This window comes from Duganella sp. GW821-FHT01E12 (assembly GCF_059422325.1).
Genome location: NZ_JBWKWR010000004.1, coordinates 479,504 through 492,052 on the forward strand (window position 1 = coordinate 479,504; position 12,549 = coordinate 492,052).

General features: G+C 64.9%; 10 protein-coding genes. 8 read left to right on the forward strand and 2 right to left on the reverse strand.

The annotated features are described in order from the left end of the window. Nucleotides 1–607: 607 nt before the first annotated feature. From AC07WS_RS15460 to AC07WS_RS15470, 3 genes are all read left to right on the forward strand, one after another. Nucleotides 608–1,966, forward strand: coding sequence for a CoA transferase (locus AC07WS_RS15460; protein WP_494730016.1), 1,359 nt, complete (start codon nt 608–610; stop codon nt 1,964–1,966). A gap of 174 nt (nt 1,967–2,140) precedes the next feature. Beyond that, nucleotides 2,141–3,520, forward strand: coding sequence for a flagellar filament capping protein FliD (fliD, locus tag AC07WS_RS15465; RefSeq protein WP_494729939.1), 1,380 nt, complete (start codon nt 2,141–2,143; stop codon nt 3,518–3,520). 79 nt (nt 3,521–3,599) lie between these two features. Further along, entirely contained in the window at nt 3,600–4,712 is a 1,113-nt protein-coding gene (locus tag AC07WS_RS15470; RefSeq protein WP_494729940.1) for a polyamine ABC transporter substrate-binding protein, read from the forward strand. 263 nt (nt 4,713–4,975) lie between these two features. Here the strand turns inward: AC07WS_RS15470 and sixA are convergent, their stop codons facing one another. Continuing rightward, nucleotides 4,976–5,443 carry a phosphohistidine phosphatase SixA gene (gene sixA, locus AC07WS_RS15475; protein ID WP_494729941.1) on the reverse strand — a complete coding sequence of 156 codons (468 nt, stop codon included), beginning with the start codon at nt 5,441–5,443 and terminating at the stop codon, nt 4,976–4,978. 63 nt (nt 5,444–5,506) lie between these two features. After that, nucleotides 5,507–7,603, reverse strand: coding sequence for a polyphosphate kinase 1 (gene ppk1 / locus AC07WS_RS15480; RefSeq protein WP_494729942.1), 2,097 nt, complete (start codon nt 7,601–7,603; stop codon nt 5,507–5,509). Between the two features lie 304 nt (nt 7,604–7,907). On the opposite strand from ppk1, the gene pstS reads away from it, so the two are divergent. From pstS to phoU, 5 genes are all read left to right on the forward strand, one after another. Continuing rightward, complete coding sequence (pstS, locus tag AC07WS_RS15485) at nt 7,908–8,954, forward strand: phosphate ABC transporter substrate-binding protein PstS (RefSeq protein WP_494729943.1); 1,047 nt, start codon at nt 7,908–7,910, stop codon at nt 8,952–8,954. A gap of 148 nt (nt 8,955–9,102) precedes the next feature. Then, nucleotides 9,103–10,101 (forward strand): phosphate ABC transporter permease subunit PstC, encoded by a 999-nt coding sequence (pstC, locus tag AC07WS_RS15490; RefSeq protein WP_494729944.1) that lies wholly within the window; start codon nt 9,103–9,105, stop codon nt 10,099–10,101. Continuing rightward, nucleotides 10,098–10,970 carry a phosphate ABC transporter permease PstA gene (gene pstA, locus AC07WS_RS15495; RefSeq protein ID WP_494729945.1) on the forward strand — a complete coding sequence of 291 codons (873 nt, stop codon included), beginning with the start codon at nt 10,098–10,100 and terminating at the stop codon, nt 10,968–10,970. Before pstC ends, pstA begins: the two co-directional genes overlap by 4 nt. A gap of 21 nt (nt 10,971–10,991) precedes the next feature. Beyond that, nucleotides 10,992–11,792, forward strand: a complete 801-nt coding sequence (gene pstB, locus AC07WS_RS15500) for a phosphate ABC transporter ATP-binding protein PstB (protein WP_494729946.1) — start codon at nt 10,992–10,994, stop codon at nt 11,790–11,792. Between the two features lie 37 nt (nt 11,793–11,829). After that, entirely contained in the window at nt 11,830–12,543 is a 714-nt protein-coding gene (gene phoU, locus AC07WS_RS15505; protein WP_117009872.1) for a phosphate signaling complex protein PhoU, read from the forward strand. Nucleotides 12,544–12,549: the final 6 nt, after the last annotated feature.

Genomic DNA, 12,549 nt, shown 5'->3' on the forward strand with positions numbered 1-12,549 from the left:
CCGTCCCCCCCCCCCCCCCCCCCCCCCCCCCCCCCCCCCCCCCCCCCCCCGGGCCAGCAGGCCGGCGCCCAGTGCGCCCGACGGGTTGGCTGCGGCTGCGCCGGTTGTGGTGGCGGGCATCGCAACGGGGACTGCGGCGGCCAGCGCCATGACCTGGCCGGGTTCGGCCTCCCACAGCAAATCGGCGATGTCTTCCAGCGTGGCGGTGTCGGCCAGCACGGTGGCGTCGCGGCCCCGGTACAGCAGGCGGCCGTCGGCGGCGGTGGAGATGGCGGACGGCAGCACCGGGTCGCCCCATTGCATCGCTTGCGCGGAGACCGCCTCGATCTTGCGGCGGCCGTTGCTGCGCGCGGCCATGCGCAGGATGTCGTCGCGGTGGTAGCGGCTGCGGCGCGGATCGACCTCGTCGGACTTGGCGCGTATCTTGCCCCGGCTGACGTTGGCGTACAGCGTTTGCGGCAGGACATTCAGTACGTGCAGCGCTTCCGCCGCTGTCATCCAGACCATCTCGGTTCCCTATGTTGACACTTCAAGTCAAGATTGACGCCCTCGGTGGGCGCTTCTAAGCTGGAACAGCATATCAATTACAGGAGCGTTCATGTCTAAAATGTTGGAGGCTATCGCGTCCGCGCTGTCGCTGCCGTCGGCGGAGTGCGTGACGTTGGTTGGCGCCGGCGAGCTGCCGTCGTGCTACGCGGTGACGGAGCTGGCGGCGGCGTCGGTGGGTGCGGCGGCGCTGGCGGTGCGGCAGCTGATCGCGGCGCAGGGCGGACGGCCGGCGCGGGTGGCGGTCGACCGCCGGCTGGCGTCGATGTGGTTCGGCTGGTCCTTGCAGCCGGTGGGCTGGGAGCGTCCGCCGTTGTGGGACCCGGTGGCCGGCGACTACCGCACGGCCGACGGCTGGATACGCTTGCATACGAACGCCATCCATCACCGCGACGCGGCGCTGGCGGTGCTGGTTGCGCCGGTGGAACGCGCGGCGGTGGCGCGGGCGGTGGCCGGCTGGCGTGGCGCCGATCTGGAGGCTGCGGTGGTGGCCCGTGGCGGCTGCGCGGCCATGATGCGCTCGGCTGAAGAATGGGCGGCGCACGAACAGGGCAGGGCGGTGGCGGCCGAGCCGCTGGTGGCCTGGTCCGCGCGGGACGGCAGCTTCAAGGCGGGCTGGGCGCCGACGCCGTCGCGCCCGCTGGCGGGGCTGAAAGTGCTGGATCTGACGCGGGTGCTGGCCGGGCCGGTGGCGACCCGCTTTCTGGCGGGTTATGGCGCGGATGTGCTGCGCATCGATCCGCCGTCGTGGAACGAGCCGGGCGTGATCCCGGAGGTCACCCTGGGCAAGCGCTGCGCGCGGCTGGACCTGCGTCTGGCGCGCGACCGTGCCGTGTTCGAAACGCTGCTGGCGCAGGCCGACGTGCTGGTGCACGGCTATCGCCCGGCGGCGCTGGAGGGGCTGGGATTCGGAGAGGACGCGCGGCGGCGCCTGAATCCGGGGCTGATCGACGTGGCGCTGGATGCGTACGGCTGGACGGGGCCGTTGAGCGGACGGCGCGGCTTCGACAGCCTGGTGCAGATGAGCGCGGGCATCGCCGAGCGCGGCATGCGTTGGAAGGGCGTGGACCAGCCGGTGCCGCTGCCGGTGCAGGCGCTCGATCACGCGACCGGCTATCTGATGGCTGCGGCAGTGGTGCGCGGGCTGGTGCAAAGGCTGGAAGAGGGACGGGCGACGCAGGCGCGGCTGTCGTTGGCGCGCACCGCGTTGCTACTCGCCGAGCTGTCGCCGGCGGAGGTGGCGCCCGCGCAGCCGCTGGCGCCGGCCTGCGACGCGGACCTGTCGCCGGAACTGGAGCAGACCGCGTGGGGCCCGGCGCGTCGCTACCTGCCGCCGGCAACCATCGACGGCGCGCCGATGGCCTGGGACCGCCCAGCCGCCGAGCTCGGCTCATCGCCCCCCGGGTGGGGTCAAGTCTGACATTCGGACACGAGCGCTGCCGTAAGCGGCGCCTACGGCAGCGCTCGTGTCCGAATGTCAGACTTGACCCCAATGTTGTTTGGCGGCGAGGAGGGCGGGAAAAGCCGCTCTGTTCGGCGCTTTGGAATACCGCTGGTGTTGCATACTATGTAACCAAATCAGGCGGAACGTATTATGGCGACCTCCAGCATCAACTCCAGCTCCAATACCGGCAGTTCGACGGTGTCGAACGATATCTACAATCGCGTCCAGCAGACCATGGCTTCGCAGAACAAGGCGGCGACCAAGCTCAATACGACGCTGAAGAACGATCAGACCAAGCTGTCGGCGCTGGGCCAGCTGCAAAGCGCGCTGGCCAACTTCCAGCAGATCGCCTCCGGGCTGACCGGCAGCGGCTTGAGCACCAGCGCTGCCACTTCGGTCAAGAGCGTGTTGACGGCCGCTTCCACCGGCGCGGCCAAGGCCGGCACCTATGCGATCAACGTCAAGCAGCTGGCCCAGGGACAGTTCCTGACCAGCGATGCTTTCGCGGCGGACGACACCAAGATCGGCTCGGGCGCCACCACCACCGTCAAGATCGATTTCGGCACCGCCGGCGGCGACAAGGGCTACGTCCTCAACAGCGCGGCGGCCGCCAAGTCCGTCACCATCGACAGCAGCAACAATACGCTGGACGGCATCGCCGCCGCGTTCAAGGCGGCCGGCGTGGACGTCAAGGTGGTCAAGGGCGACGACGGCAAGTTCTCGCTGGCGATCGCCGGCAAGAGCGGCGCGGCCAACAGCATGCGCATCAGCGTCAGCGGCGACGCGGCGCTGAAGAACCTGCTGGCCTTCGATCCCGACGGCGCCCAGAAACTCAAGCAGACCAGCGCCGGCATGGACGCCATCGTCAACGTCGACGGCAAGGACGTCACCAGTGCCAGCAACACCGTCGACAAAGCCATCCCCGGCGCGACGCTGACGCTGACCGGCGCCGGCAAGACCGACGTCACCATCACCCAGGACGCCAGCCAGATCGGCGCCAACCTGAAGTCCTTCGTCAGCGCCTACAACGATCTGAACAAGAAGCTGCAGGCGCTGCAAAAGGGCGACCTGAAGTCGGACACGGCGCTCGGCCAGGTCACCAGCCAGCTGGGCATGCTGCTGAAGACGGGCGGCGGCAGCGTGTCGCTGTCGGCGCTGGGCGCTGCCGGCGTCAGCCAGGACGGCAGCGGCCAGCTGGTGGTCGACGACAAGAAGCTCACCGCCGCGCTGGCCACCGATTCGGCCGCCGTCGGCAAGCTGTTCACCAATGGCGGCAAGGGCATCGCCGACCTGCTGTCGGCCAAGGCGGCGGCGCTGACCTCGGACAGCAGCGTGATCAGCAAGGAGGCCGGCCTGCTGGGGCGCGAAATCAACAGCATCAACGGCAAGCGCACCGTGCTGACCAAGGCGCTGACGGCCCAGGCCACCGCGCTGGTGGCGCTCTACACGGCCCAAGCCAAGACCGGCGCCGGCAGCGCGGTCAACGGCGCGGCCGGCAGCTCCGGCACGCTGTTCGATATCTTAGGCTGATTTTTCTAACGAATTCCTTGCGTCCGAACTGGCTATGCCCGATCATCACGGCTTGTGATTGATTCCAAACGGAGGGGCTATGGCAGGGAAGTTCGTTGGTGCGGTGCTGGTGGCGGCTGGCTTGATGGCCGGTGCAGGACAGGTTGCAGCTCAGGCGCAAGAGGAAAAAGTCCTCAACATCTATAACTGGTCGGACTATATCGCCGACGATACGGTTAAAAATTTTGAAAAAGAAACCGGCATCAAAGTCCGCTACGATGTGTTCGACAACAACGAAATCCTCAACTCCAAGCTGGCCGCCGGCAAGTCGGGCTACGACATCGTGGTGCCGACCGCGCAATGGGCGCGCCTGCAGATCGACGGCAAGCTGCTGCGCAAGCTGGACAAGTCCAAATTAAGCAACCTGAAGAACCTGGACCCGGCCATCCAAGCCAAGCTGGCCAGCATCGATCCGAATAACGATTACCTGGTCGACTGGCTGTGGGGCTATACCACGGTCGGCATCAACGTCAACAAGGTCAAGGCCGCGCTGGGCGGCATGCCGATGCCGGACAACGCCTGGGACCTGATCTTCAATCCGAAGTATGCGTCCAAGCTCAAATCGTGCGGCGTGTCCTTCCTCGATTCGCCGTCCGAGGTGCTGCCGGCCGCGCTGCTTTACCTGGGCAAGCCGGCCTACTCGAAGAACGCCGCCGACTACGCCGAGGCCGGCAAGCTGCTGCAGGCGATCCGCCCGAATGTCACGCTGTTCAGCTCGTCCGGCTACATCAACGACATGGCCAACGGCGCGGTCTGCGTGGCGCTGGGCTGGTCGGGCGACATCAACATCGCCCGCCAGCGCGCCATCGACGCCAAGAACGGCAACGTGATCGAGGTGCTGGTGCCGAAGACCCAGGCCGCGCTGATGTTCGACACCATGGCCATCCCGGCCGACGCTCCGCATCCGAACAACGCCCACCTGTGGATCAACTACATCATGCGTCCCGAGGTGCACGCCAGCCTGACCAACAAGGTGTTCTACGCCAATCCGAACACGGCCAGCCTGAAGTTCGTGCGCAAGGATATCGCCGGCAACAAGACGGTGTTCCTGTCGGACGCGGACAAGCAGCGCATGGCCGCGCCGGAGGCGGTGCCGGCCGATATCCGCCGCAACATCACGCGCATCTACACCAAGTTCAAGACCGGCCTGTAAACGACGATCGGCGCGAGAGGCGGGTCCTGCAGGACACGCCGCTGGCGCCGATGCTGCTTCAATGAAGCGTTTGCTATTCGTGATAGCGGTCGACCAATTTGTGTTTGCTGCCGCGCGTTTCCTCGACGATTTCATACACTACCAAGGCAATCATCCCGCCGAAGATGCCCATCGCGAGCAAGGTGAACATGGTAGCCCTCCCTCAAGTTGTTACGATTAAACTTTAGCAGATGGTTGCCGCTTTACAAGCTCGGCGGAAACTTTTATTTCACCACCAAGTCCGCCGCCATCACCGCCTTGAGGTAGACGCTCATGGCGTTGCCGGGGTCGCGCTGGGCGAACCACCAGGCGCTGGCCTTGCGGATGTCCCATTCCAGATCGTCGCCGGTCAGCAACAGCGAGGCGGCCTGGCCCAGCGTCGGCTGGTGGCCGACCACCAGCACCGAATCCTTGTTGGCCGGCCAGTTGGCGGCCTTGAGGATGTCGGACGGATCGGCGCCGGGCGCCAGGTCGCTGTGGATTTTGAATTTGCGCCCCAGCGCCTCCACCGTCTGCAGCGTGCGCAGCGCGGGGCTGCACAGGATGCGGCAGCTGTCGGGCAGCTGCGAGTCGAGCCACTGGCCCATGCGGCGCGCCTGTTTCTGACCCTTGGCGGTCAGCGCCCGTTCCAGATCGGCCATGCCGGGTTGCGCCTCCTCGGCCTCGGCATGCCGCCACAAAATGAGATCCATGTTTTTCTCCTGAACGACCTGTGAAAAAAGATCCCCTGGTCCGCCCGCGGGCGGCGCTGCCTGCTATTCCTCCAGATGGGCGCCGGCCATGCCCAGCGTGTCCATCAGGTGCTGCTGGGCGCTGAAGGGCAGCTGCTTGCCGCGCGCCTTGCGGCGCTGGTAGTGGCCGTCCGCTTCCAGCTCCCAAGCGTTGATATTGTCCTTTAAATAAGGATTCAAGCCTTCGTTCAGCACGCGCCGCTTGAGCGCCTTGTCGAGGATGGGGAAGGCCACCTCGATGCGGCGGAACAGGTTGCGGCTCATCCAGTCGGCGCTGGCCAGCATGACGTCGTGCGCCAGGTCGTTGCGGAAATAATAGATGCGGCTGTGCTCGAGGAAGCGGCCGATGATGGAGCGCACCTTGATGTTTTCCGACAGGCCGGGCACGCCGGGCTTGAGCATGCAGGCGCCGCGCACGATCAGGTCGATCTTGACGCCGTCCTTGGAGGCGGCGTACAGCGCGCGGATCACCGATTCGTCGACCAGCGCGTTGATTTTAACAATAATCCGCCCCGGCCGTCCGGCGCGCGCGATGCGCGCCTCGTTGCGGATGGCCTTGATGATCTCGTTGTGCAGCGCGAACGGCGCCAGCCACAGGTGCGTGAGCCGGTGCGGCTTGGTCAGGCTGGTCAGGTGGATGAACACCTCGTTGACCTCCTGGCTGATGCCCGGATGGCAGGTCAGCAGGCCGAAGTCGGTGTAGAACTTGGTGGTGGTCGGGTGGTAGTTGCCGGTGCCGAGGTGGGCGTAGAAGCGCAGCTTGCTGTCCTCGCGGCGTATCACCAGCGCCACCTTGGCGTGGGTCTTGAGGCCGACCACGCCGTACACCACCTGGGCGCCGGCCTGCTCCAGCTTGTCGGCCCAGTTGATGTTGGCCTCCTCGTCGAAGCGCGCCTTCAGCTCCACGATCACCGTCACCTCCTTGCCCAGGCGCGCGGCCAGGATCAGCGATTCCATCAGGTCCGAGTTCATGCCGGTGCGGTAGATGGTCTGCTTGATCGCCACCACGGCCGGGTCGAGCGCGGCGCTGCGGATGAAGTCGATCACGGTCTGGAACGACTGGTAGGGATGGTGCAGCAGGATGTCGCTCTCGCGCAGCGCGGCGAAGATGTCCGGGCTGCCCGGCTTTTGCGCGATGCCGGGGTAGAACGGCGGGAAGCGCAGCGCCGGGTTGTTGACGTGGTCCATGATCTCGGTCAGCCGCACCAGGTTGACCGGGCCGTTGACCGCGTACAGCCGGCTCTGGTGCAGGCCGAACTGGTCGAGCAGGAATTGCGACAGCTCGGGCGGGCAGTTCTTGGCCACCTCCAATCGCACCGAGGTGCCGAACTGGCGCCCCTGCAGCTCGCCCTTGAGCGCCTGGCGCAGGTTTTTGACCTCGTCCTCGTCGACCCACAGGTCGGAGTCGCGGGTGACGCGGAACTGCGAATAGGCGATCACCTCGCGCCCGGCGAACAGGTCGGAGATGTGGGCGTGGATGATGGACGAGAGCAGGCAGAACGACACGCCGCCGCTCTTGGACAGATGGTCGGGCAGGCGGATCACGCGCGGCAGCACGCGCGGCGCCTTGACGATGGCGATCGCCGTGCCGCGCCCGAACGCGTCCTTGCCGGACAGCGAGACGATAAAGTTGAGACTTTTGTTGACCACCTGCGGGAAGGGGTGGGCCGGGTCCAGGCCGATCGGCGTGAGCAGCGGCCGCACCTCGGTGTCGAAGTATTCCTTGACCCAGGCGCGTTGCGCCTCGTTGCGCTCGTTGTGGCGCACCAGGTGCACGCCGTTGGCGGCCAGCTGGGGCAGCACTTCCTGGTTGAGGATCTCATACTGGTGGGCCACCAGCGCGTGGCACTCGGCGCTGATGCGCGACAGCGTGGCCACCAGCGCCGGGTGGTTGGACAGCGAACCCTCGACGCTGCCGGCCGCCAGCAGGCTGGCCACGCGCACCTCGAAGAACTCGTCCAGGTTGCTGCTGGCGATGCACAGGTAGCGCAGCCGCTCCAGCAGGGGAATGCTCTTGTCTTCGGCTTGCGCCAGCACGCGCCGGTTGAACATCAGTTGCGACAGTTCCCGGTCCAGAAAAGCGGAGTTCTTGTTTACTTCAGCATGCAAGTCAGGCTTCATGTCTTTTTGTTCACTTTGCAGGTAGTCTCATTCTAGCCTGTATTGCGGCAGAATGATGCAACAGTGTAAAGAAGAAATATGACAAGTCCGTGACAACCTTTGTCATAAATGACGGCATGGACGCGCCAATTATGACATCGGCGGCGTAATATATGGCGGCACATGGCCTGTTTTCAGAGGGGCGGGGGCGCTGAAACCGGGGCGGATAACTATTTTTGACATATTTCGTTCATGTCATAAACCTGTCATATAGTCCCGGTAGACTGCGCAGCATCCTAACCTGTCATAAAACAAAGGACTTGAAATGCGACTCAAACAACTGATCTCTTCCCTGGTAGTAGGCGTGTCTGCCGTCATGGCATTCTCGTCCGCCGCTTCCGCCGCCGATATGACCGGCGCCGGCTCCTCGTTCATGTACCCGATCGCCGCCAAATGGGCCGATATGTACAAGAGCGCTTCCGGCAACGTGCTGAACTACCAGTCGGTCGGTTCGGGCGCCGGCATCAAGCAGATCAAGGCCAAGACCGTGGACTTCGGCGCGTCGGACAAGCCGCTGAGCGCCGCTGAACTGGACGCCGAAGGCCTGATGCAGTTCCCTGCCATCATGGGCGGCGTGGTCACCGTGGTCAACCTGGACGGCATCACCCCAGGCCAGCTGAAGCTGACCGGCCCGCTGGTGGCCGACATCTACCTGGGCAAGATCACCAAGTGGAACGACGCCGCGATCGCCGCGCTGAACCCTGGCGCCAAGCTGCCGGCCGAAGAAATCACCGTGGTGCACCGCGCTGACGGTTCCGGCACCACCTTCCTGTTCACCGACTTCCTGTCCAAGACCAGCCCTGAATTCAAGACCAAGATCGGCGCCGACGCTGCCGTGAAATGGGCCGTGGGCGTGGGCGGCAAGGGCAACGAAGGCGTCGCCGCCAACGTGCAGCGCATCAAGGGTTCGATCGGCTACGTCGAGTGGGCCTTCGCCAAGAAAAACAAGATGTCGCACACCCAGCTGAAAAACAAGGACGGCAACTACCTGCAGCCTGACGACGAGTTCTTCAAGGCCGCCGCCGCCAACGCCGACTGGGCCAAGACCCCGGGCTTCGCCGTGGTGCTGACCGACCAGCCAGGCAAGAACGCATGGCCGATCACCGGCGCGACCTTCGTGCTGATGCACAAAGCCCAGGCCGACGCGGCCAAGGGCAAGGAAGTGGTCAAGTTCTTTGAGTGGGCGTTCAAGAACGGCGCCACCGCCGCGACCGATCTGGACTACGTGCCTATGCCACCGTCGGTCGTCAAGCTGATCCAGGATTCCTGGAAAGCCAACCTGAAGGATGCGTCGGGCAAGGCCATCTACTAATCAGGACCTCCCTTCGCTGCCGGCCACGGCGGCGAGGGGGCTAGCCTGCGCCGCCCGACCGGGCGCCGCAGGCTAGCTTACATCAACGAGACAAACCACAATGAGCGCTGATATCACTTCCACGCCCCTGACCCCATCGGAGCCGCTTATGCAGGCCAGCACCGCCCAGGCGAGTGCCGCGGAGCACGCCGCGTTGCGCGCTCTGCAACGCACCATGCGCAACCAGCGCATCCAGGATTTCATCTTCCACAAGACCACCATGCTGTTCGCGCTGTCCGTGCTGGCGGTGCTGCTGGGTATCATCATCTCGCTGGTGGTGGGCGCCTGGCCGGCGTTCAAGGAATTCGGCCCGGGCTTCATCACCACCGTCGAGTGGGATCCGGTCAACGAAAAATACGGCGCGGCGATCGCCATCGTCGGCACCCTGGCCACCTCCGGCATCGCGCTGCTGATCGCCTTCCCGGTCAGCTTCGGCATCGCGCTGTTCCTGACCGAGATCTGCCCGGCCGGCCTGCGCCGTCCGCTGGGCACGGCGGTCGAGCTGCTGGCCGGCGTGCCGTCCATCATCTACGGCATGTGGGGCCTGTTCGTGTTCGCGCCGCTGTTCGGCGACTACGTGCAGCCGCTGCTCAAGAACACCGTCGGCCACCTGCCCATCATCGGCCAGTTCTTCAGCGGCCCGACCATGGGCATCGGCGTGCTGACCGCGGCGCTGATCCTGGCCGTGATGATCATCCCCTTCATTTCCTCGGTGATGCGCGACGTGTTCGAGATCGTGCCGGCCGTGCTGAAGGAATCGGCTTACGGCCTGGGCTGCACGCGCTGGGAAGTGGTGCGCAAGATCGTGCTGCCTTACACCAAGACCGGCGTGGTCGGCGGCGTCATGCTGGGCTTGGGCCGCGCGCTGGGCGAGACCATGGCCGTGACCTTCGTCATCGGCAACGCCAACAAGCTGTCGTGGTCGCTCTTCGCGGCCGGCAACTCGATCGCCTCGACGCTGGCCAACGAGTTCGCCGAAGCCGACACGCCGCTGCACACCTCGTCGCTGTTCGCGCTGGCGTTGATCCTGTTCGTCATCACGTTTATTGTTCTGTCCTCCGCCAAGCTGATGTTGGCGAGCATGTCCCGCAAGGAAGGCGTCAAATGAAGCAAGCCACTCACTCGTCGCCGGTCAATCCGGTTTACCGCAAGCGCCTGCTGGCGCACCGTGTCGGCATCGCCCTGTCCGTGCTGGCGATGTCGGTCGGCCTGCTGGTGCTGGCCTGGATCCTGGTCACGCTGGCCGTCAAGGGTTTCGGCGCGCTCAACCTGCACCTGTTCACGCAGCCGACGCCATCGCCCGGCAGCGAGGGCGGCGGCGTCTCCAACGCCATCGTCGGCAGCCTGATGATCGTCGGCCTGGCGACGCTGGTGAGCACGCCGATCGGCATCCTGGCCGGCATCTACCTGGCCGAGTACGGCGAAGAAAACAAGATCGCCAGCCTGACCCGCTTCGTCACCGACATCATGCTGTCGGCGCCGTCGATCGTGATCGGCATGTTCGTGTGGGCGCTGTACGTGGCCACCGTCAACCACTACTCGGGCTACGCCGGTTCGCTGGCGCTGGCGCTGATCGCGATTCCGGTGGTGGTGCGCACCACCGACAACATGCTGCGCCTGGTGCCCAACAGCCTGCTGGAAGCGGCCTTCGCGCTGGGCGCGCCGCGCTGGAAGGTGGCCATGCTGGTGCGCCTGCGCGCCGTCAAGGCCGGCGTGATCACCGGCGTGCTGTTGGCCGTGGCCCGCATCTCCGGCGAGACCGCGCCGCTGCTGTTCACCGCGCTCAACAACCAGTTCTTCAGCGCCGACATGAACCGGCCGATCGCCAACCTGCCGGTGGTGATCTACGGCTTCGCCATGAGCCCATACGACAACTGGCGCGAGCTGGCCTGGGGCGGCGCGCTGCTGGTGACCTTCAGCGTGCTGGCGCTGAACATCCTGTCGCGCACCCTGTTCAGCCAAAAAGTCCCGAATTAAACCTGATAAAAGCGATCAACAATGAATACGCAACTGAGCCAAGAGAATGTGGTAGCCGCGAACGGCAAACGTAAAACCATCGAGATTTCGGGTCTGAATTTTTTCTACGGTAAAACCCAGAGCCTGACCAACGTCAACCTGGACATCCACGAGAAGCAGGTCACGGCCTTCATCGGCCCTTCCGGCTGCGGCAAGTCGACGCTGCTGCGCACCCTGAACCGCATGTACGACCTGTATCCCGGCCAGCGCGCCGAGGGCTCGATCATGTACCGCGGCCGTAACATCCTGGAAGAGGGGCAGGACGTCAACATGCTGCGCGCCAAGGTCGGCATGGTGTTCCAGAAGCCGACCCCGTTCCCGATGTCGATCTACGACAACATCGCCTTCGGCGTGCGCCTGTACGAAGACTTGTCCAAGGGCGAGATGGACGAGCGCGTGGAATGGGCGCTGAAGAAGGCTGCGCTGTGGACCGAGGTCAAGGACAAGCTGAGCAAGTCCGGCCTGTCGCTGTCGGGCGGCCAGCAGCAGCGCCTGTGCATCGCGCGCGGCGTGGCGGTCAAGCCGGACGTGCTGTTGCTGGACGAGCCGACCTCGGCGCTGGACCCGATCTCGACCTCGAAGGTGGAGGAGCTGATCAGCGAACTCAAGCAGGATTACACCATCGCCATCGTCACCCACAACATGCAGCAGGCGGCGCGCTGCTCGGACTACACCGCCTATATGTACCTGGGCGAGCTGGTCGAGTTCGGCGAGACCGACCAGATCTTCATGAATCCCGCGCGCAAAGAGACGCAGGACTACATCACCGGTCGCTTCGGCTGATCGCACTTATAATAGCAAATCGACTACGGAGAGCAGCATGATCGGTGAACATTCATCCAAACAGTACGACAACGAACTGGAAGCCATACGCAGCAAGGTGCTGCTGATGGGCGGCATCGTCGAGACCCAGTTCCTCGACGCCATGACCTGCTTCCGCATCGGCAATCCCGAGCGCGCCGACCGCGTGATGCGCGAGGACGACGCCGTCAACCAGCTGGAAGTGTCGCTGGACGACGCCTGCAGCCACCTGATCGTGCGCCGCCAGCCGGCCGCCAACGACCTGCGCACCATCATGGCGACCATCAAGGTCATCACCGACCTGGAGCGCATCGGCGACGAGGCCACCAAGATCGCCCGCACCGCCAAGGCGCTGCACGCGCGCGGCGCGGTGACCGTCAACCACTACGAGATGGTGCGCGGCATCGCCAACAACACCAGCGACATGCTGCACGATGCGCTGGACGCCTTCGCCCGCAACGACGGCAAGCAGGCCCTGCAGCTGATCGCCCAGGACGCGGTGATCGACCACGAGTTCCGGTCTATCATGCGCAACCTGATCACCTTCATGATGGAAGACCCGCGCACCATCTCGGCCGCGCTCGATACGCTGTGGGTGGCCAAGGCCATCGAGCGCATCGGCGACCACGCCAAGAACATCGCCGAATACGTCATCTACGTCGTCGAAGGCAAGGACATCCGCCACACCAAGACCGCACCGATACCGGACGACGTGCCCGAGCAAGCTGAGTAAAAATAG

Excerpts from the sequence above, each read along its gene's own strand:
- AC07WS_RS15460 (WP_494730016.1), top strand. The coding sequence starts at position 608 with ATGTTGGAGGCTATCGCGTCCGCGCTGTCGCTGCCGTCGGCGGAGTGC.
- fliD (WP_494729939.1), top strand. The coding sequence starts at position 2,141 with ATGGCGACCTCCAGCATCAACTCCAGCTCCAATACCGGCAGTTCGACG.
- AC07WS_RS15470 (WP_494729940.1), top strand. The coding sequence starts at position 3,600 with ATGGCAGGGAAGTTCGTTGGTGCGGTGCTGGTGGCGGCTGGCTTGATG.
- sixA (WP_494729941.1), bottom strand. The coding sequence starts at position 5,443 with ATGGATCTCATTTTGTGGCGGCATGCCGAGGCCGAGGAGGCGCAACCC.
- ppk1 (WP_494729942.1), bottom strand. The coding sequence starts at position 7,603 with ATGAAGCCTGACTTGCATGCTGAAGTAAACAAGAACTCCGCTTTTCTG.
- pstS (WP_494729943.1), top strand. The coding sequence starts at position 7,908 with ATGCGACTCAAACAACTGATCTCTTCCCTGGTAGTAGGCGTGTCTGCC.
- pstC (WP_494729944.1), top strand. The coding sequence starts at position 9,103 with ATGCAGGCCAGCACCGCCCAGGCGAGTGCCGCGGAGCACGCCGCGTTG.
- pstA (WP_494729945.1), top strand. The coding sequence starts at position 10,098 with ATGAAGCAAGCCACTCACTCGTCGCCGGTCAATCCGGTTTACCGCAAG.
- pstB (WP_494729946.1), top strand. The coding sequence starts at position 10,992 with ATGAATACGCAACTGAGCCAAGAGAATGTGGTAGCCGCGAACGGCAAA.
- phoU (WP_117009872.1), top strand. The coding sequence starts at position 11,830 with ATGATCGGTGAACATTCATCCAAACAGTACGACAACGAACTGGAAGCC.